The organism is Pseudomonas sp. TMB3-21, assembly GCF_054898145.1.
In genome coordinates this window covers 424,298-444,292 of sequence record NZ_CM142718.1, presented here as the reverse complement: position 1 = coordinate 444,292, position 19,995 = coordinate 424,298, and the positions used below count along the sequence as shown (strand labels likewise).

Annotated in this window: 15 protein-coding genes; 8 read left to right on the top strand and 7 right to left on the bottom strand. The window is 60.4% G+C overall.

Annotated features, from left to right (window positions below; all coding sequences use genetic code 11):
• The first annotated feature begins 6 nt into the window (after nucleotides 1-6).
• The 6 genes from treC to tadA all read left to right on the top strand — a co-directional run bounded on the left by treC (nucleotide 7) and on the right by tadA (nucleotide 8,037).
• Nucleotides 7-1,653, top strand: coding sequence for an alpha,alpha-phosphotrehalase (gene treC, locus ACYZTS_RS02160; protein ID WP_461993695.1), 1,647 nt, complete (start codon nucleotides 7-9; stop codon nucleotides 1,651-1,653).
• A gap of 105 nt (nucleotides 1,654-1,758) precedes the next feature.
• Nucleotides 1,759-2,982: a carbohydrate porin gene (locus tag ACYZTS_RS02155; protein WP_461993694.1), complete on the top strand. Its 1,224-nt coding sequence runs from the start codon at nucleotides 1,759-1,761 to the stop codon at nucleotides 2,980-2,982.
• 65 nt (nucleotides 2,983-3,047) lie between these two features.
• Nucleotides 3,048-5,579: a phosphoenolpyruvate--protein phosphotransferase gene (gene ptsP, locus ACYZTS_RS02150; RefSeq protein ID WP_461993692.1), complete on the top strand. Its 2,532-nt coding sequence runs from the start codon at nucleotides 3,048-3,050 to the stop codon at nucleotides 5,577-5,579.
• A 2-nt stretch (nucleotides 5,580-5,581) separates the two neighbouring features.
• Nucleotides 5,582-5,872, top strand: a complete 291-nt coding sequence (locus ACYZTS_RS02145; protein ID WP_461993690.1) for a PTS transporter subunit EIIB — start codon at nucleotides 5,582-5,584, stop codon at nucleotides 5,870-5,872.
• 291 nt (nucleotides 5,873-6,163) lie between these two features.
• A complete protein-coding gene (locus tag ACYZTS_RS02140; protein ID WP_461993688.1) occupies nucleotides 6,164-7,540 on the top strand; it encodes a multicopper oxidase family protein in 1,377 nt (458 codons plus the stop codon).
• The gene (tadA, locus tag ACYZTS_RS02135; protein WP_028624395.1) at nucleotides 7,540-8,037 is read left to right on the top strand and encodes a tRNA adenosine(34) deaminase TadA; all 498 of its coding nucleotides are present in this window, start codon (nucleotides 7,540-7,542) and stop codon (nucleotides 8,035-8,037) included. The genes ACYZTS_RS02140 and tadA overlap by 1 nt, the downstream gene beginning before the upstream one ends.
• Before the next feature lie 133 nt (nucleotides 8,038-8,170).
• Here tadA and cmoB read toward each other — a convergent pair whose 3' ends face one another.
• From cmoB to ACYZTS_RS02100, 7 genes are all read right to left on the bottom strand, one after another.
• Nucleotides 8,171-9,127, bottom strand: a complete 957-nt coding sequence (gene cmoB / locus ACYZTS_RS02130) for a tRNA 5-methoxyuridine(34)/uridine 5-oxyacetic acid(34) synthase CmoB (protein WP_461993686.1) — start codon at nucleotides 9,125-9,127, stop codon at nucleotides 8,171-8,173.
• Entirely contained in the window at nucleotides 9,124-9,867 is a 744-nt protein-coding gene (gene cmoA, locus ACYZTS_RS02125) for a carboxy-S-adenosyl-L-methionine synthase CmoA (RefSeq protein ID WP_028624397.1), read from the bottom strand. Before cmoA ends, cmoB begins: the two co-directional genes overlap by 4 nt.
• 251 nt (nucleotides 9,868-10,118) lie before the next feature.
• Entirely contained in the window at nucleotides 10,119-10,754 is a 636-nt protein-coding gene (locus tag ACYZTS_RS02120; protein WP_461993684.1) for a lysoplasmalogenase, read from the bottom strand.
• Between the two features lie 2 nt (nucleotides 10,755-10,756).
• On the bottom strand, nucleotides 10,757-11,149 hold the full coding sequence (locus ACYZTS_RS02115) for a protease inhibitor I42 family protein (RefSeq protein ID WP_461993682.1): 393 nt from the start codon (nucleotides 11,147-11,149) through the stop codon (nucleotides 10,757-10,759).
• Nucleotides 11,150-12,008: 859 nt separating this feature from the next.
• The gene (gene lon, locus ACYZTS_RS02110) at nucleotides 12,009-14,432 is read right to left on the bottom strand and encodes an endopeptidase La (protein ID WP_461993680.1); all 2,424 of its coding nucleotides are present in this window, start codon (nucleotides 14,430-14,432) and stop codon (nucleotides 12,009-12,011) included.
• 159 nt (nucleotides 14,433-14,591) lie between these two features.
• Nucleotides 14,592-17,003, bottom strand: coding sequence for a glucose/quinate/shikimate family membrane-bound PQQ-dependent dehydrogenase (locus tag ACYZTS_RS02105; RefSeq protein ID WP_461993678.1), 2,412 nt, complete (start codon nucleotides 17,001-17,003; stop codon nucleotides 14,592-14,594).
• A gap of 236 nt (nucleotides 17,004-17,239) precedes the next feature.
• Complete coding sequence (locus ACYZTS_RS02100) at nucleotides 17,240-18,622, bottom strand: carbohydrate porin (protein WP_461993676.1); 1,383 nt, start codon at nucleotides 18,620-18,622, stop codon at nucleotides 17,240-17,242.
• Nucleotides 18,623-19,037: 415 nt separating this feature from the next.
• On the opposite strand from ACYZTS_RS02100, the gene ACYZTS_RS02095 reads away from it, so the two are divergent.
• Both ACYZTS_RS02095 and ACYZTS_RS02090 read left to right on the top strand, forming a co-directional pair.
• Nucleotides 19,038-19,268, top strand: a complete 231-nt coding sequence (locus tag ACYZTS_RS02095; RefSeq protein WP_461993674.1) for a VF530 family protein — start codon at nucleotides 19,038-19,040, stop codon at nucleotides 19,266-19,268.
• Between the two features lie 2 nt (nucleotides 19,269-19,270).
• Nucleotides 19,271-19,918 carry a Pr6Pr family membrane protein gene (locus tag ACYZTS_RS02090; RefSeq protein ID WP_028624624.1) on the top strand — a complete coding sequence of 216 codons (648 nt, stop codon included), beginning with the start codon at nucleotides 19,271-19,273 and terminating at the stop codon, nucleotides 19,916-19,918.
• Nucleotides 19,919-19,995 lie beyond the last annotated feature (77 nt).

Here is a 19,995-nt window from a genome sequence, read left to right as displayed (position 1 = left end):
CGCGCCATGCAAGACTGGCAACGCTCGGTGATCTACCAGATCTACCCAAAGAGCTTTCACAGCCACGCCGGTAACCCCACGGGCGATCTGCTCGGCGTCGTCGCCAAACTCGATTACCTGAAGTGGCTCGGTGTCGACTGCCTGTGGCTCACACCCTTTCTGCGCTCACCGCAGCGCGATAACGGCTATGACATCAGCGACTACTACGCCATCGATCCGAGCTACGGCAGCATGGCCGATTGCGAGTTGCTGATCGCCGAGGCCGACAAGCGCGGGATCAAGCTGATGCTCGATATCGTGGTCAACCACACGTCCATCGAACATAGCTGGTTCCAGCAGGCGCGCAGCAGTCTCGACAACCCTTACCGCGACTTCTATATCTGGCGCGATCAGCCGAACAACTGGGAATCCAAGTTCGGCGGTTCGGCCTGGGAGTACGAAGCACAGACCGGTCAGTACTATCTGCATTTGTTTGATCACACCCAGGCCGACCTGAATTGGGAAAACCCGCAGGTACGCGCCGAAGTGTTCAGGATGATGCGGTTCTGGCGCGACAAAGGCGTCGGCGGTTTTCGTCTGGACGTGATCAACCTGATCTCGAAACCGATGGATTTTCCGGACGACGAAAGTGATGGCCGGCGCTTCTACACCGACGGCCCTAACGTCCATGAATATCTGCAGCAAATGCACCGCGAAGTCTTCGAAGGCCATGACCTGATCAATGTCGGCGAGATGTCATCGACCAGTCTTGAACATTGCATCCGGTATTCGCGGCCAGAGTCGAAAGAGTTGTCGATGACGTTCAACTTCCATCACTTGAAAGTCGATTATCCGAACCTGCAAAAGTGGGTTCGCGCTGACTTCGACTTTCTGGCCTTGAAGCGGATTTTCTCCGACTGGCAAACCGGTATGCAGGCTGGCGGCGGGTGGAATGCGTTGTTCTGGTGTAATCATGACCAGCCGCGCGTGGTTTCGCGTTTCGGTAACGACGGCGAGTACCGAGCACTCTCGGCGAAGATGCTCGCCACCGCGCTGCATTTCCTTCAGGGCACGCCGTTCGTTTATCAGGGTGAAGAGTTGGGCATGACCAATCCCGGTTTCGATCACATCGATCAATACCGCGATGTCGAGACGCTGAACATCTTTCGCCTCAAGCGCAACGCGGGGACCAGTGACGCCGACAACATGGCGGCGATCATGCAGAAATCCCGCGACAACGGCCGCACGCCGATGCACTGGAATGCCGAGGTGAACGCCGGTTTCAGCGTGGCGGAACCATGGATCGGCGTGCCGGCGAATGTCGCGCAGATCAACGTCGCGGCTCAACTCGATGACCCGGATTCGGTGCTGCATCACTATCGCCAATTGATCGCCTCGCGTCGCACCGAGACCCTGATGTCCGACGGCGTCTACCAGCAAATTTTGCCGGAGCACACGCAGATCTGGGCGTATGTGCGCGAGGGTCATGGAGAACGTTTGCTGGTACTGAATAATTTCTACGGCACACCTTGTGAAGTGCTACTGCCGCCTGACGTGCTCAGCGAAACGATGGCGCAACGGGTTGTCATCAGCAACTACCCGGACTGTCCACCACGTAAACGGCAGATCGTACTAAGGCCATATGAGTCTTTGGTCTTGCACATGACCGACTGATCCACCGCTAAAAAACAACAACTTCAAAAACACGCAGAACGCTGCGCGGGGGATTTTTGCGCGTCGATTTTGCTGCTGCACAGAATAAAAATAATGGAGTGGCTCATGAACAGAACAATAAAACTCGGCTTCGCTATTGCCGGCGTGTCCCTCGCAATGCCTTTTTCCGTCGAGGCGCTAGAGTTTGGCGGCTACTTGCGCAGTGGTGTCGGGACCTCCCTGAACAGCAGCAACCAGTCGTGTTTTCAACTGCCGGGGGCACAGACGAAATACCGATTGGGCAACGAATGCGAACAATACGGCGAACTCGAACTGCGCCAGGATTTATTCACCCTGGATGACGGTTCGACACTCAGCGTCGACGGAATGGCTTCGCTGTATAACCAATACGATCGCAACCTGACGTTCAAGGGCGATACCGGCTCGGTACGCATGCCGCAGTTGTTTGCGCAATGGTCAAACATGCCTGCTTTCAATGGCGGATCGTTGTGGGCCGGTCGGCGTTATTACAAGCGCAACGATATCCACATCTCCGACTTTTATTACTGGAATCAGAGCGGCACGGGTGGCGGTATCGAGGACGTACTGATCGGCGATCTGAAATACAGCTACGCCTTCTCTCGCAAGGACAACCTGTACCAGAAGGACTACATCAATCGCCACGATTTCAATGTGAGCGGTTTCGATACCAATGCCGGTGGAGAACTGGAGTTCGGCCTGAGCTACATCGACAAGCCTGACCGCCGCGATACACACCGTGGCTGGGCGATCAGCACTCAGCATGTGCAACAGGGATTTCTGGGTGGCAAGAACAAACTGGCTTTTCAATACGGCGAAGGGCCCGGCACCGGGCTGGGCTATACCGGTAATGTGCGACTGGATGACAGCAATAAGAGCTACCGGATTGTAGAGTTCTTCGATTGGCAGACAACGCCGCGATTCGGCGGACAGGTTCAGGCGGTCTATCAGAAAGACATTCGGGCGGGCGGTCGCGATCAGAACTGGATGTCCCTCGGCGTGCGTCCCACGTATGCGCTGACCGAGCAGTTCAAACTGGTCACCGAACTGGGTCATGATCAGGTCGAGGCCTCGGGTGGCACACGCAAGCTGAGCAAGTTCACCGTGGCGCCCACCTGGTCGCCAAAGGGGCCGGAATTCTGGGCGCGGCCCGAGGTACGGTTGTATTACACCTACGCCAGTTGGAACCAGGCAGCCAAGCGTGCGGCGAATGAACTGGCGAAAGGGTCGGCGTTGTCCGACACCGGCGCATTCGGCCGCGCGCGCCACGGTGCGAATGTCGGTTTGCAGGTCGAGTACTGGTGGAAATAATGACCCATCAATCAGACGCCCCGAGATCGCAAGTCTCTTCAAAGAACAGAACTCCAGGTGATGTCATGGCCATACCTCAACCCTTGCAACTGCTCGCACCATTGTCCGGCCTGCTCATGCCTCTCGACCAAGTGCCTGACCCGGTGTTCTCCGGTCGCGTGATCGGCGACGGGCTGTGCATCGATCCGACCTCGCAGACGTTGTGCGCCCCCTTGGCTGGCGTGATCAGCAATGCGCCGGCGAGTGGGCACGCCATCAGCATCACTGACGACAATGGCGTGCAGGTTTTGGTGCACGTCGGGCTCGACACGGTAAACCTGGCCGGCAACGGTTTCACGCGTCTGGTCGAGCAAGGTCAGCGGGTGAGGGCGGGCCAGGCGCTGATCGAATTTGACGCCGATTACATCGCCCTGAATGCGCGCAGCCTGCTGACCTTGATGCTGGTGGTCAGCGGCGAAGCGTTCACCTGGCTGACACCGGACGAGGGCCTGGTGGAATGTGGTCAGCCGCTGATCGGTTTGCAACCTGGGGAGCCAGTCACGCAGGTGACACTGCCGGAAGATGAAGGAGAACTGGCCTCGACACCGGTGACATTGCCCAACCCGAACGGTTTGCACGCCCGTCCGGCCGCCGTGTTCGCTCAAGCGGCGAAAGGTTTTTCAGGAAACGTCTACCTGCACAAAGGTCAACACAAGGCTAACGCCAAATCCCTGGTGGCGATCATGGCGCTGCAGACGGCTTTCAACGACATAGTGCACGTCAGCGCGATGGGGCCCGACGCCGATGTGGCCATCAAGACTCTGGTGGACCTGCTCGTTGCAGGGTGTGGTGAAGAGGCGGCCGCAGCACCGGTCGCGGTGGCGACACTCAAGGATTCATCGCCGACAGTTTTGCGCGGTATCTGTGCCTCAGCGGGTTCGGCGTTCGGCCACGTGGTGCAAATTACAGACAGTACGCTTGAGGTCAATGAGTTCGGCACAGACTTGCAGGCCGAGCGGGAGCATCTGTCCCGCGCCCTGATGGCTGCGGATATGGATTTGCAGCAGTTGGCGCAGGCAAAGACCGGAGAAGCTCAGGCCGATATTTTCAAGGCGCATCAGGAGTTGCTACAGGACCCGAGTCTGCTGGATCAGGCGCAGACCCTGATCGGCGAGGGCAAGAGCGCAGCGTTCGCCTGGCGTACGGCAACCGAGACGACGGCTGCATTGTTCATGAATCTCGGCAGCCCGTTGCTGGCCGAGCGCGCCGCCGATCTGTCGGATGTCGGTGAGCGTGTACTCAAGCTGATTCTCGGAGTGCAGGATTACGCACTGGACTTGCCGGACGGGGCGATCCTTATCGCCGAGCAACTGACACCGTCCCGGACGGCCGCACTCGACACAAGCAAAGTGCGAGGGTTCGCCACGGTCGGTGGTGGCGCCACCAGTCACGTCGCGATTCTCGCGCGGGCGGCTGGACTGCCGGCGATCTGCGGCTTGCCGGTGCACGTGCTGACGCTGGCCACCGGTACGCAAGTGTTGCTCGACGCCGACAAGGGCGAGCTGCATCTTGACCCGGAAATTGCGGCCATCGAGCAGCTTCAAGCCCAGCGTCAGCAACAACAGCAACGTCAGCAACAGGCGCTGGCCCATGCCTCGCTGCCGGCGTGTACCCGTGACGGTCATCGTATCGAAGTGACCGCCAACGTTACCTCGCTGAGCGAAACCGAACAGGCCGTCGCGCTGGGTGGTGAGGGCGTGGGTTTGTTGCGTTCGGAGTTTCTGTACCTGGACCGCAATCACGCGCCCAGCCATGCCGAACAAACTGCGACCTACGGCGCGATCGCCCGGGCATTGGGCCCGATGCGCAATCTGGTGGTGCGCACCCTGGACGTCGGCGGTGACAAGCCATTGGCCTACATGCCGATGGAGCGTGAAACCAATCCGTTTCTGGGGATGCGCGGGATTCGCCTGTGTCTTGAGCGCCCGCAGTTACTGCGTGATCAGTTCAGGGCAATCCTCGCCAGCACCCGTCTGGCCCGCTTACACATCATGTTGCCAATGATCACGCAGCTTTCGGAGCTGCGCATGGCTCGCCGGCTGCTGGAAGAGGAGGCCCAGGCGCTCGGCCTCGCGCAATTGCCGCAACTGGGGATCATGATCGAAGTACCCGCAGCCGCGCTGATGGCGGACCTGTTCGCGCCCGAAGTGGACTTCTTCTCGATCGGTACCAACGACCTGACCCAGTACACCCTGGCCATGGACCGCGATCATCCGCGCCTCGCGAGCCAGGCCGACAGTTTCCATCCCTCCGTACTGAGGTTGATCGCCGGTGCGGTAAAGGCTGCCCATGCTCACGGCAAGTGGGTGGGCGTGTGTGGCGCGCTCGCTTCGGAAACCCTGGCGACGCCGTTGTTGCTCGGGCTCGGGGTGGATGAGTTATCGGTGAGCGTGCCGCTGATTCCTGCGGTGAAAGCCGCCGTTCGCGAGGTGAATCTACTTGACTGTAAGGCTATCGCCGAGCAGGTGCTCGGCCTGGAAAGCGCCGAGCAGGTGCGCGAGGCGCTGCGGATTTATCACGAGGCAACGGTCGATACTTCACCGGTTCTGGAGGGCTGAAAATGTTCGAGAAAATGCAGCGGGCGTTCTGGAAGGCGTTGACGCCGGATCTGGTGGTGGATGAGTCGCAGGTGACCGCGCCGCCGATGTCTGGCCTCGCGCCGCAGATTGTGGCGGCGTTGGGGGGTGAAGATAACCTCAAGTCGCAGCAACCTGTGGCGCTGACCAGGGTTCGCGTGGAGTTGCGTGATGTGGCGCGGATGGATCGACAGGCTTTGAGTCTGGCCGGTGTGCCGGCAGTCATGGTGCTGAATGACGGCATTTTGCATCTGATCACCGGCCACGCGCACTGATCGTTATGCTGTGAACAGGTCTTGCTGTGGCTAAGAGGCTTGGCGAAACTTTGCAGCGTTGTGTTCGGCTGCTCGGCGGCTTGAAAACGGCTGACGCGGCTCGGCTGGAAGAATGCCGGGGGCGCTTCGCGCCCCAACGGGGGGGCAAGCCCCCTCGCCACAGTGGGTATACAGACCGATACCCTGCGGCCATCCGCCGCCCCACCCTTACTGTTTCTCAACCGCAGGTGTATCGTATTCGCCTTTTACAGGCCCTCGGGCCTGATGCTGATTCGTGAGGTAGTTGAGTTCATGTCCTTTACCCGTCGCCAAATCCTCGGTGGCCTGGCCGGTCTTGTTGTCGTTGGCGTCGGAGCGGGGGGCGCGTCGCGGTACTGGCTGGGCAAGATGGCCGATGCGGACGCCGGTCACGACTATGAACTGATCGCCGCACCGCTGGATGTCGAGCTGGTCGCCGGGCACAAGACTCCGGCATGGGCCTTCGGGCCGTCGGCGCCGGGCACCGAGTTGCGCGTGCGTCAGGGCGAATGGCTGCGGGTGCGGTTCATCAATCACCTGCCGGTCGCCACCACTATTCACTGGCACGGTATCCGCCTGCCGCTGGAAATGGACGGCGTGCCTTACGTCTCGCAGTTGCCGGTATTGCCCGGCGAATACTTTGATTACAAATTCCGCGTGCCGGACGCGGGCAGCTACTGGTATCACCCGCATGTGAACAGTAGTGAAGAACTCGGTCGCGGCTTGGTCGGCCCGTTGATCATCGAAGAGCGCGAGCCCACCGGTTTCAAGTACGAACAAACGCTGAGCCTGAAGAGCTGGCACGTCGATGAAGACGGCGCGTTTGTCGCGTTCAGCATTCCCCGTGAAGCAGCGCGGGGCGGTACGGCGGGGCGGCTGTCGACGATCAACGGTGTCTCGCAGGCGGTAATCGAATTGCCGGCCGGGCAGATCACTCGCGTTCGTTTGCTCAACCTCGACAATACCCTGACCTATCGCCTCAATATTCCCGGCGTCGAAGCGCAGATCTACGCGCTGGACGGCAACCCCGTCGAGCCGCGCCCGCTCGGCAAGGAGTACTGGCTCGGCCCCGGCATGCGCATTTGTCTGGCGATCAAGGCGCCGGCCGCTGGCGAGGAATTGTCTCTGCGTAATGGCCCGGTGCGCCTGGGTACGTTGCGCTCGGCAGCGAACAGCGATGCGCCAGCTCAATGGCCACCGGCGCTGCCGGCCAATCCCGTGGCCGAGCCGGACCTGGCCAATGCCGAGAAGCTCAACTTCAATTTCGAATGGGTCGGCTCGGTGTCGGTGAACGTCGATAACGGTCGGCCGCCGAGTCTGTGGCAGATCAACGGCCAGGCCTGGGATATCACCGACAAGACCTGCGCCGACCGCCCGATCGCTAAACTCGAGAAGGGTAAAAGCTACATTTTCGAATTGAAGAACATGACCCAGTATCAGCACCCGATTCACCTGCACGGCATGAGCTTCAAGGTCATCGCCTCGAACCGGCACAAGGTCATCCCGTATTTCACCGACACCTATTTGCTGGGCAAGAACGAGCGCGCCCAAGTCGCGTTGGTGGCGGATAACCCGGGCGTGTGGATGTTCCATTGCCATGTGATCGACCACATGGAAACCGGCCTGATGGCCGCCATCGAGGTGGCGTGATGCGGCAGATTCGACCCGCAGCGATCATTGACCGCAGCCGTGATCGCGACTTCATGCGCGAAGCGCTGGCGCTGGCGGCACAAGGCGCGGCGCTGGGCGAAGTACCGGTGGGTGCGGTGCTGGTGCAGGATGGCGAGATCATCGGTCGCGGCTTCAATTGCCCGATCAGCGGCCACGACCCGAGTGCCCATGCGGAAATGGTCGCGATTCGCGCCGCTGCGTTGGCCGCCAGCAATTACCGCCTGCCGGGCAGCACGCTCTACGTGACGCTTGAACCGTGCAGCATGTGCGCCGGGCTGATCGTGCATTCACGGATTGCGCGAGTGGTGTATGGCGCGCTGGAGCCCAAGGCCGGGATCGTGCAGAGTCAGGGGCAGTTTTTTGCCCAGGGCTTTTTGAACCACCGGGTGTTGTTTGAGGGTGGGGTGTTGGCGGAGGAGTGCGGGACGGTTTTGAGCGATTTCTTCAAGGCCCGGCGCGCCAGACCCGCAGACTAGACCTAAAACCCAATGTGGGAGCGAGCCTGCTCGCGATGCGGTGTGTCAGCCAACATTTTTGTTGGATGTGAAACAGTCATCGCGAGCAGGCTCGCTCCCACAGGGGAATCTCCATTGGTCTGGAACTCGGGGTTTACTTACGCGCCACGATCACCGCACGCATCGGCGCCGGCAAGCCCTCAATCGTCTTGCTGTGATCTTCAGGATCGAGAAAATCACTCAACGACTGAAACTTCATCCATTGCGTCCCGCGCTGTTCCTCGACCGTGGTCACGCTCACGTCGACACAGCGCACATCAGTAAACCCGGCGCGGCGCAGCCATAGCATCAGCGCCGGCACCGACGGCAGAAACCACACGTTACGCATCTGTGCATAACGGTCTTCCGGCACCAGCACCTGCTGTTGATCGCCTTCGATCACCAGGGTTTCCAGCACCAGTTCGCCGCCCTTGACCAGGCAATCCTTCAGCGCCAGCAAATGCTCGATCGGCGAACGACGGTGGTAAAACACGCCCATGGAAAACACCGTGTCGAAGCCTTCGAGTTCCGGCGGCAGGTCTTCGAACGGGAACGGCAAGTGCCAGGCGTTCGGTTCGGACAGGTAACGCTGAACCGCCTGGAACTGGCAGAAAAAAAGCCAGTTCGGATCGACGCCGATCACGCTGTCGGCCCCGGCGCCGAGCATGCGCCACATGTAATAACCGTTGCCGCAGCCGACATCGAGAATGCGTTTGCCCTGCAGATCCAGGTGCGGCGCGACGCGTGACCATTTCCAGTCCGAGCGCCATTCGGTGTCGACGTGCACGCCAAACAGATCGAACGGGCCCTTGCGCCACGGCGACAAGCCCATCAGCGCGCTGCGCATTTGCGCGCGGGTTTCATCGTCGCAATCGGTGTCCAGTGTCAGGCCGTTGAGCAGGTCGACTTCGCTTGGCTGGATCTTCGGCAGCGCGTCCAGCGCGCTTTGCCAGCGCTCCAGATCGCCGTGACCTTTTTCCATTTTTTTGTCGAGCTGCGCTTGCAGAGTGTTAGCCCAATCGGCCAGCGGTGTGCCGGCCAGACGGCGGGCGAGGGGAGACAGATCAATCATGGCAAGGCAATCAACGAGGCAAAGTTAAGACACTGGAACCACGGCACGACTTTCGAGAAACCGGCAGCCAGCAGGCGCTCGCGGTGTTCTTCTAGGCTGTCGGGTTTCATGACATTTTCGATGGCGCTGCGCTTCTGGGCAATTTCCAGTTCGCTGTAGCCGTTGGCGCGCTTGAACGCGACGTGCAGCTCGGTGAGCAGCGCCTGTTCTTCAGGGTCGGTGAAACGCAGTTTTTCCGAGAGAATCAGCGCGCCGCCGGGCAGCAGCGACTGACGGATACGCGCGAGCAACGCGGTGCGCTGATCCGGGGCGATGAATTGCAGGGTGAAATTGAGCGCCACCACCGAGGCTGGCTGGAACTGCAGGGCAAGGATGTCGCCCTCGATCACTTCAACCGGCAGCAACTCCTGGAACATCGAGTCCTGACCGTTGAGGTATTCGCGGCAGCGTTCGACCATCGCCGCCGAGTTATCCACAGCGATCACGCGGCAACCGTCGGTGCGCACGTGACGGCGCAAGGCCTGAGTCACCGCGCCCAAAGATGAACCGAGGTCGTACAGCACGCTGTTCGGCTGGGCGAATTGCGCGGCGAGCACGCCGAGGTTTTCTACGATGGTCGGGTAACCCGGCACCGAGCGTTTGATCATGTCCGGGAACACCCGCACCACGTCTTCGTTGAAGGCGAAGTCAGGCACCTGGGCCAAAGGCTGGGCGAAAAGGCGATCGGGTTCTTTGCTCACGGCGGTTCCGGCGGCGTTGGTGGAAAAGGCCGGCATTTTAGCCAAGTTGGCGCGGGGATGCGCGGGTTGTCTGATAAACCGATGGTGTCGCCCTCGTGATAACGGCGAAGTGCTGTTGTGGCGAGGGAGCTTGCTCCCGTCCGGCTGCGCAGCAGTCGTAGACCGGCCAATCAGGGATCAGATAGAACTCGTTAGCCTGGTTTTGGGCCTGCTTCGCAGCCCAGCGGGAGCAAGCTCCCTCGCCACAGGGGTTAAAGCGATTTCTGCTTGAACGCCGATGCTGCGATCGCCCATTGCCCCAACCAATAACTGAGGATTATCACGTAAGGCGCAGCATGAAACGGCGCAACAAAGCGGTCGATGCCGATCACACTGTCGGAAAATACAAATGCCAGTGCGCCCGCCGCTGCCAGCCACGCTGAACGCTTCGGCACGTCGGTGCCCAGCCGTGCCAGCGCCCGCCAGAGCATTGCGCTGATCGCCACTGCGTAAACAATCACCGGAACCAGCAATGGGCCGAGGTCATTGGCAATCAGGACACCCAGCAATAAAGCTCCGACGCCGGAAGCGATCATTAGCGGTAGCGGCGCAAGGCGCCGGCAATCACTCAAATAGGCTTTCAGGTAAGCCAGATGAGCGACCAGAAACGCTCCCAGCCCGAAGACGAATAGATCCCCCGGCCACGCCAGTAACACGTCACCCAGCAGGGAAAAGATCAGGCCGAGGCTGATCCAGCGCCGGTAATCGCTAGGCGGCGCGTCGTGCAACCAACCGAGCAATGCCAGCACCGGCAGCGGCTTTACCAGCAGGCAAAGCAGCGCGGCGTGCACGGTCAGGCCGTAGACAAAAGTCACCGCGCCCATCAACGCCAGGATCAGCCATCCCACGATCAGTTCACCGAAATGGCACAGTCGAATGTATCAACCGGCAACACTTCTGGCGCCCAGGGTTGCTGCGAGGTCAGGCGCAAACGACCGGTACCGGGGGCGAATGCCTGAAAGCGCCAGGTGGAAACCCCGGCAGCACCGACGACGCCGGCATCTTCCGGGTTGCGATAAACTTCGGGCCCCAAAGCGTGCAGCACGCCACCAGCAGAATCCTGAATAGCCCAGCGATAGCCCGTGGTCGGGTTGCTCGGCAGGGTCAGGATCAGGTTCTGACCGTTGCGCATTTTCAACGGGCAGGCGCTCTGTTTTTCCACGGTCAGGTTTTGTTTCGATTGCGAGGCACAACCCGCCAGCAAGACGAGGGCGAGGGGGACCAGCAGGCGGGTGGGGGACATGGGATCAGCGGCTCCGGATGTTCACGACGAACGGCGAGCATAACCGAAGATGAGACAAATTGTGACGGCACCTTGGTCAGGGGTGACCGCGCAGACGCCATCGCGGGCAAGCCCGGCTCCCAGAGGGATTGGCGGTGGTGGCCGTGCCCGTTTCAACTGTAGGAGCGAGCCTGCTCGCGAAAGCGGTGGGTCAGCCAATAATCAAAGCCTGATAAACCGCCATCGCGGGCAAGCCCGGCTCCCACAGGGATTGGCGGTGGAGGACCGTTCGCGTTTCAACTGTAGGAGCGAGCCTGGTCTGGGCGGCATTCCGACGAAAGCGGTGGGTCAGCCAGTAAACCAGAGCCTGACAAGCCGCCATCGCGGGCAAGCCCGGCTCCCACAGGGATTGGCGGTGGTGGCCGTTCGCGTTTCAACTGTAGGAGCGAGCCTGCTCGCGAAAGCGGTGGGTCAGCCAATAATCAAAGCCTGATAAACCGCCATCGCGGGCAAGCCCGGCTCCCACAGGGATTGGCGGTGGTGGCCGTGCCCGTTTCAACTGTAGGAGCGAGCCTGCTCGCGAAAGTGGTGGGTCAGGCAGTAAATCTGAGCCTGACAAGCCGCCATTGCGGGCAATCCCGGCTCCCACAGGGATTGGCGGTGGCGGACCATGCGCGTTTCAACTGTAGGAGCGAGCCTGGTCTGGGCGGCATTCCGACGAAAGCGGTGGGTCAGCCAATAATCAAAGCCTGACATGCCGCCATCGCGGGCAAGCCCGGCTCCCACAGGGATTGGCAGTGGCGGACCATGCGCGTTTCAACTGTAGGAGCGAGCCTGGTCTGGGCGGCATTCCGACGAAAGCTATCGAGCAGGCACTACATCACTGTCTGAACAATATCTTCGCCACATCCGCAAAGCGCTTGGCAAAGTGCACGGTTATCCCTTCCTTCAAATAATCCGGCAATTCATCAAAGCTGCCACGGTTCGGCTCCGGCAGTATTAATTCAAAGATCTTCTGCCGCCGCGCTGCAATCACTTTCTCGCGCACACCGCCAATCGGCAATACATGCCCGGTCAGCGTCAGTTCGCCCGTCATGGCCACGCCTTTTTTCGGCGCCTGGTTGCGGGCGAGGGAGAGCAGGGCGCTGGCCATGGTCACGCCGGCGCTCGGGCCGTCTTTCGGGGTGGCGCCTTCAGGAACGTGCAGGTGGACGAAGGCTTCGTCGAAGAACTTCGGATCGCCGCCGAACGATTTCAGGTTCGAGCTGACGTAGCTGTAGGCGATTTCCGCCGACTCTTTCATCACATCACCGAGTTGCCCGGTGAGCTTGAAGCCACGGTTCAAGGTGTGGATACGTGTTGCCTCGATTGGCAACGTCGCGCCGCCCATGCTGGTCCAGGCCAGACCGGTGATCACGCCGGTGCCCGACAGCACTTGCTCGTTGCGGAATACCGGGTGGCCGAGGGAGGCTTCGAGGTCTTTCGGCGCAATTTTGATCACGGCTTTCGGCTCGTCGATCAGCTTCACTACCGCTTTTCGCACCAGTTTGCCCAGCTGTTTCTCCAGCTGACGCACGCCGGCTTCACGGGCGTAACCATCGATCAAGGCTTTGAGTGCGCTGTCGCTGATTGCCAGACTGCCTTTCGAGACACCGGCTTTTTCAAGCTGCTTGGGCCACAGGTGGCGTTTGGCGATGGCGATCTTTTCTTCGGTGATGTAACCCGACAGGCGAATGATTTCCATCCGGTCGAGCAACGGCCCGGGGATCGAGTCGAGGGTGTTGGCGGTGCAGATGAACAGCACTTTCGACAGGTCCATGCGCAGGTCGAGGTAGTGGTCGAGGAATTCGACGTTCTGTTCCGGGTCGAGGGTTTCCAGCAGCGCCGAGGCCGGGTCACCCTGGTAGCTCTGGCCCATCTTGTCGATTTCGTCGAGCATGATCACCGGGTTCATCACTTCAACGTCTTTCAACGCCTGCACGAGTTTGCCCGGTTGCGCGCCGATGTAGGTGCGGCGGTGGCCCTTGATTTCGGCTTCATCGCGCATGCCGCCGAGGCTGAAGCGGTAGAACGGTCGGCCTAGGGATTCGGCGATGGACTTGCCGACGCTGGTTTTACCGACGCCAGGCGGGCCGACCAACAGCACGATGGAACCGCTGATTTCGCCTTTGTAAGCACCCACGGCAAGGAATTCAAGGATGCGGTCCTTGATGTCATCCAGGCCGGCGTGGTGTTTATCAAGCACTTTGCGCGCGTGCTTGAGGTCGAGTTTGTCGTCGCCGTAGACGCCCCACGGCACCGAGGTGGCCCAGTCGAGGTAGTTGCGGGTGACCGCGTACTCCGGGGATCCGGTTTCGAGGATCGACAGCTTGTTCTTTTCTTCTTCAATGCGTTTCTGTACCTGAGGCGACAGCACTTTACCTTCCAGGCGCTGCTCGAACTGCTCGATGTCGGCGCTGCGGTCGTCTTTGGTCAGGCCGAGCTCCTGCTGGATGACCTTAAGTTGCTCCTTGAGGAAGAATTCGCGCTGATGTTCGCCGATCTTGCGGTTCACTTCGGCGGAGATTTCTTTCTGCAGACGTGCGACTTCGACTTCCTTGCGCAGCATCGGCAAGACTTTTTCCATGCGCTTGAGCATCGGCACGCAGTCGAGCACTTCCTGCAGTTCGTTGCCGGTGGCCGAGGTGAGCGCGGCGGCGAAGTCGGTCAGCGGCGACGGATCGTTGGGGCTGAAGCGGTTGAGGTAATTCTTCAGCTCTTCGCTGTACAGCGGATTGAGCGGCAGCAGCTCCTTGATCGCGTTGATCAGCGCCATGCCGTAGGCCTTGACCTCATCGGTCGGCTCGGTGGGCTGATGAGGGTATTCGACTTCCACCAGGTACGGCGGGCGATGGTGTTTGAGCCAGGTGCGAATCCGCACGCGGGTCAGGCCCTGGGCGACGAATTGCAGTTTTCCGTTTTCGCGGCTGGCGTGGTGCACCTTGACCAGCGTGCCGTAGAGCGGCAGGGCGGAGGTGTCGAAATGGCGCGGGTCTTCCTGGGGGGTGTCCATGTAGAACAGGGCCAGGGAGTGGTGATCGGATTTGCTGACCAGGTCGAGGGTTTCGGCCCAGGGTTCTTCGTTGACGATGACCGGCAGGACCTGGGCCGGGAAGAACGGGCGATTGTGGATCGGGATGATGTAGACCTTGTCCGGCAGATTTTGGCCGGGGAGGGCCAGGCCTTTACCAGTGGAGGGATGTTCGGCGTTTTCGGGATCGGCGTATTCGCTCAGGTCTTCGGGCAATTCTTGCTGGTCGCTCATGGGGCACCTGCACAATGGAGTATGGCTCTTAGATGGGGCAGGTGGTGGGTGGTTTCAATGGCAGGGGTAATATCGATTGGTGAAGCTGGCCTTCAGCGGGCACAAAAAATGGGCGACCCCTTCACAGGAGTCGCCCATTTCAATATCTGCCGCTAAAACTTACTCCGACAGTTTGTACGCAATCACATAGTCACCTTGCTTGGTGCCCAGCGAACCATGACCGCCAGCCATGACGAGCACGTATTGCTTGCCGTCCTTGCCGGTGTAGGTCATTGGCGTGGTTTGCGCGCCGGCCGGCAGGCGGCCCTCCCAGAGTTGCTTGCCGTTTTTCATGTCGTAGGCGCGCAGGTACTGGTCGAGGGTGCCGCTGAGGAAGCCAACGCCGCTGGCGGTCATGATCGGGCCGCCCAGGCTTGGCACGCCCATGCTCAGCGGGATCGGGACTGGCGAGCTGTCACGCACGGTGCCGTTCTTGTGTTTCCACAGGACTTTCGACGTGGTCAGGTCGATGGCGGCTACGTAACCCCAGGCAGGTGCCTGGCACGGCAGGCCCATTGGCGAGAGCAGGGCTTCGAGGACGACGCCGTACGGCGCGCCTTTGTTTGGCTGCACGCCTTCGGTTTCACTTTTACGCGGACCTTGGGCGGCGATTTCGGCGGCCGGGATCATTTTCGATTTGAACGCCATGTAGCTCGGGTTCACGAAAGCGAGCTGGCGCACCGGGTCAACCGAGATGCCGCCCCAGTCGAACACACCGAAGTTGCCTGGGTAGACGATCGAACCCTGCAGCGATGGCGGCGTGAACGGGCCGTCGTAGCGCATGGATTTGAAGTCGATCCGGCAGATCAGTTGATCGAACGGGGTCACGCCCCACATGTCGCGTTCCTGCAACGGTGGCGGCATCAGGTGCAGATCGGATTTCGGTTGCGTAGGCGAGGTGTGGTCGCCTTCGACCGCGCCTTGTGGCACCGGCACTTCCTGAATCGGCACGATCGGCTGACCGTTGCTGCGGTCCAGCACGTAGATGCTGCCTTGCTTGGTGGACGCGAGCACCGCTGGCTTCACGCCGTCAGCGGTTTTCAGGTCCATCAGGGTTGGCTGGCCACCGACGTCCATGTCCCACAGGTCATGGTGGGTGAACTGCATGTGCCAGCGCACTTTGCCGGTACCGATGTCGAGGGCGGTCAGGCCGGCGGCATGCAGTTCCGATTCAGGGGTGCGCGCACCGCCGAACTGGTCCGGAGTCTGGTTGCCCATCGGCAGGTAGAGCATGCCGAGTTTTTCGTCGACGGCGAACATGGACCACATGTTCGGCGAATTGCGGGTGTAAACCTCGCCTTCGGCAATTGGCGCCGTGTCGTCCGGCTTGCCGCTGTCCCAGTTCCACACCAGTTGGCCAGTGTGCACGTCGAACGCGCGGATCACGCCGCTTGGCTCGTCGATGGAGACGTTGTCGGTGACGTGACCGCCGATCACGACCAGGTCTTTGGTGACGGCCGGTGGCGAGGTGGAGTAGTAACCACCGGCATTGAAGCCGCCGATGTTGGCGCTCAGGTCAACCTGGCCACCGTTGCCGAAGTCTTCGCACATCTTGCCGGTGTCGGCGTTCAGAGCGATCAGGCGAGTGTCGGCGGTGGGCAGGAAGATGCGACGCGGGCAAGCGTTGGCGGCCGGGGCCGGGCTGGCGGTGCCGGTCGGGCTTTGCTCGGAGGCGTAGACGGCGTCATCGTGGTACGACACGCCACGGCAGGTCATGTGCGCCCATCCCTTGAAGTTCGCCGCGTTCTGCGTGGAGAGCTTCGGATCGAAACGCCAGATTTCCTTGCCGGTGTCCGGGTCCAGTGCAATCACCTGGCTGTGCGGCGTGCACACGTAGAGCATGCCGTTGACTTTCAGCGGGGTGTTTTCGGCAGTGGTTTCGCCCGGATCGTTCGGCCCAGGGATGTCGCCGGTGCGATAGCTCCAGGCTTCCACCAGCTTGTGGGCGTTCTGCGGGGTGATCTGCGCCAGTGGCGAGTAACGATCACCGTGGGCGCTGCGGCCGTAGGAATTCCAGTCACCGTCCGCCATGGGCGGGGCGGTGTTGGTCATGCCCGGCACGCTGTCGCGGTCCAGTTGGCCCTTGATTTCGCCCGGGTTGGTGAACTGGCTGGCCAACGCGGTAACGCCGGCCAGTACCACGGCCACGCTCAGTGCGGCGGTGCCCATTTTCGCTTCGCCGCTGCGCAACAGCGGACGGCGGAACCACGGCAACAACATGACGAGGCCCAGCGCAAACAACAACGCCAGACGCGGCACCAGTTGCCACCAGTCGAGGCCGACTTCCCACAATGCCCACACCGTACTGGCGAACAGCACAATGGCGTACAGGCCCAGCGCAGCTCGGCGCGCGGCGATCAGCAGCGCACCGGTCAGCGTCAGGCCGATACCGGCCAGCAGGTAGTACAACGAGCCGCCAAGCATGCTCAGCTTGATTCCCCCGGCCAGCATGGCCAGGCCCATTAGCAGAAGCAAAATGCCGAGCAATGTCGGCAATAGACGGCTTCGACTCAAAGCACCATCAGTGCTCATAGTGTGGTTCTCCGTGACGTTTTAAGTGTTCCCGCAAAGGTTCACTGTAGATGACGATCCTGTGCGGGCATGGTTCAGATAAAAAAAGTGAAACTGTCCGCGGTCCCTGCCAACGGCCTGGAACACCGCTGGCCTGTGGGAGCAAAGCTTGCTCGCGAAGGCGTTTAGTCATTCACAGTCGTTGTCGACTGACACACCGCCATCGCGAGCAAGCTTTGCTCCTACGGGCCCGGCGGTCAGAACGACGACTGGATTTTGATCCCGCCAATCAGCGCGTCATCGACCTTGTCCACGCCACCAGGGTGGCGGATGTATTGCAGGTTCGGGCGCACGGTCAGCCAGTTCGTCACGTGCACGCCGTAATAAAGTTCAGCGCTGTATTCGGTGTCCTGCGGCGGCAGGAAGCTCGGGTCATCGTAGTCGTACACCGCGCGCGCCTGATTGGTCGCTTCTGCGTTTTTACGGAATGCCGGGTTGACGTGCACGCGAGCCATGGCGAAACCGATGTCGTCCTTGGCACGAGCATCGAACAGGCCTTTGTAAACCACCCCGGCCTGCACGTAGTTGTCGATGGCGTTGGTCTTCTTGTCGTGCATCGTCGCGTTGGCGAACACGCTCAAGCCCCGCGAGTTATCGCTGGCGCGGCTGGTCAGTTGTTGCTGCACGCCGAGCCACATGCCGTGCTTGCTCGATGCACTGCGATAAGCCTCGCCACTGAGCGCGGCGGGCTGACCATTGCTGTCTTTGTAGGCATCCGTGGCTTTCGCATTGCTGTAGTAATAACCGGCGCGGTATTCGCCCGGCAGGCCGTTGAACTTGGGCGACCAGACCAGTTCGACCGGCAGAATCGCGCCCTGAGTGCCGCTGCCGCTGAGCTTGAACCCGTTGTTGCGATCAAGGTTGGAAGGGTTTTGCTCATACACACCGACCTGCGCATACAACTCTGGCGTCAGGTGATATTTGACGCGCATTGCCCACTGGCTGACCGGCCAGTTGTACCAGATGCCACCGACCCAGTTGCCGACCTGCGAGCCGCAAAACGCCAGGTTCTGGAAGTCGCACGGGAAGCTGTTGAAGTCTTCGCCTTCGCCGAAGCGGCCGATCTTGATGTCGAGTTTCTGATCGAAGAATTTCTGCTGATACCACATCTGCGTCAGTCGCCAGGTCTGCCCGCGACCCCAGACTTCCTGGGCCGACGTGAAGCCACCGACGCGCGGGTCGTTGATGCGGTCATTGCTGATGTTGTTGCCGCTGCGCTCGGTGATCGTCAGCTGAAACTCGGCATCGTCCCAGCCGAGAATCTTCTGCAGGTCCAGGTGCGTACCCAAGCCGAACTGGTCGCTATAGCGCGCCGTACGATCGTGGTCGTAGCCACCGTGCAGATTACTGCCCATTTCGCCGGTGTAATCGAGTTTGAAGTCGTAGCCTTTTTCCGAGAGTTCGCTGCGCGTGCCGTTCCAGTCACCCAGCATCCATGGCGAGTCGCTGTCGAACGCGGGGGCCGCCTGTGCGCAGGCGGAGCAACCCAACGCGGCGAGCCCGCCGATCAGGTTGAAAGTGTTTCGACTGGCAACAGTCGTGCGGACAGCGCTGTCTCGCGAAAATGGAAAATAAGGCATAGGGAAATTAATTCTTGATCTTTTATGGGAGATGAACTGGAGCGGCGCTTTGTCGCGGGCAGAAGAAGCGTTTCAGCTTGACGGGCGCAAGGATAATGTTCTGTTACAAATAGCGAAAGCCCTTTTGCCGAGATGGATACTTTCAGATTCGGTAACAGTGCGGAGGGGGATCGATATCTGAGGCGCGAGCGATGCGGCGACCCGACTTGCCGGCGGAGGCCATTTCATCGCCGCGAAAAGATCGCAGCCTTCGGCAGCTCCTACAGAAAAACGCTTTCCAGCGTAGGAGCTGCCGAAGGCTGCGATCTTTTCAAGCTCACCTACATTTACAACAGCACTACAGATCACTTCCCCCCAACGAAGCCCTCGGCTAAGGTGCGCGGCTTCCAATCCCCACAACGCTTGAAGGCCCGGCATGACCGAACACCATGACAACCCGCTGCACGGCGTGACGCTTGAGCAGATTCTCAACGCCCTGGTTGAACATTACGAATGGTCGGGGCTGGCCGAGCGCATCGATATCCGCTGCTTCAAGAGCGACCCGAGCATCAAGTCGAGCCTGACCTTTTTGCGCAAAACCCCGTGGGCACGGGAAAAGGTCGAGCGCCTGTACGTGAAGTTGATGCGCACCAAGCGACCGGTCTGAGCATGCTCATTCAGTCGGCGGCGCGTAGTCGTTTTGTCGCCGTGGCGGCCTTTCTCGCCTGGGCAGGATTGATCATTCAGCTGTATCTGATTCTGTATTCGCGTTGGAGTATCGAGGCGAGTCTGCTCGGTGGGCTGATGAGTTTTTTCAGCTATTTCACCGTACTGAGCAACACCCTGGTGGCGACGGTACTGAGCTTTGAACTCACGGCCCGTCAATCAGCTGCGCGACGCTGGTTCTTGCAGCCTTCGGTCAGCAGTGGCATCGCCGTCAGTATCGCAGTGGTCGGCCTCGGCTATAACGTGTTGCTGCGGCATTTATGGCAACCGGAAGGCTGGCAGCGGCTGGCCGATGAATTGATGCACGTTGTCACGCCGCTGCTGTTTCTGGGCTATTGGTGGTGGTGCGTGCACAAAGGCCTTTTGCGCATCCGGCATATCGCGCTGTGGGCGATTTATCCGCTGGTGTATTTCGCCTATTCGCTGGTGCGCGGGCATGAGCTGGCGGTTTATCCGTACCCGTTCATTGATGTCGACAAGCTGGGTTATCCACAGGTGTTTATCAATGCGCTCGGCTTGCTGGTGGGGTTTGTGCTGATTGCATTGTTGGTGATCGGCGTGGATAGATGGCGCGGGAATCGGCGCCAGTAGAGTTGCTTCATTGTGGCGAGGGAGCTTGCTCCCGCTGCGCTGCGAAGCGGCGCTAAAGGGTTCAGGACTGCTCCGCA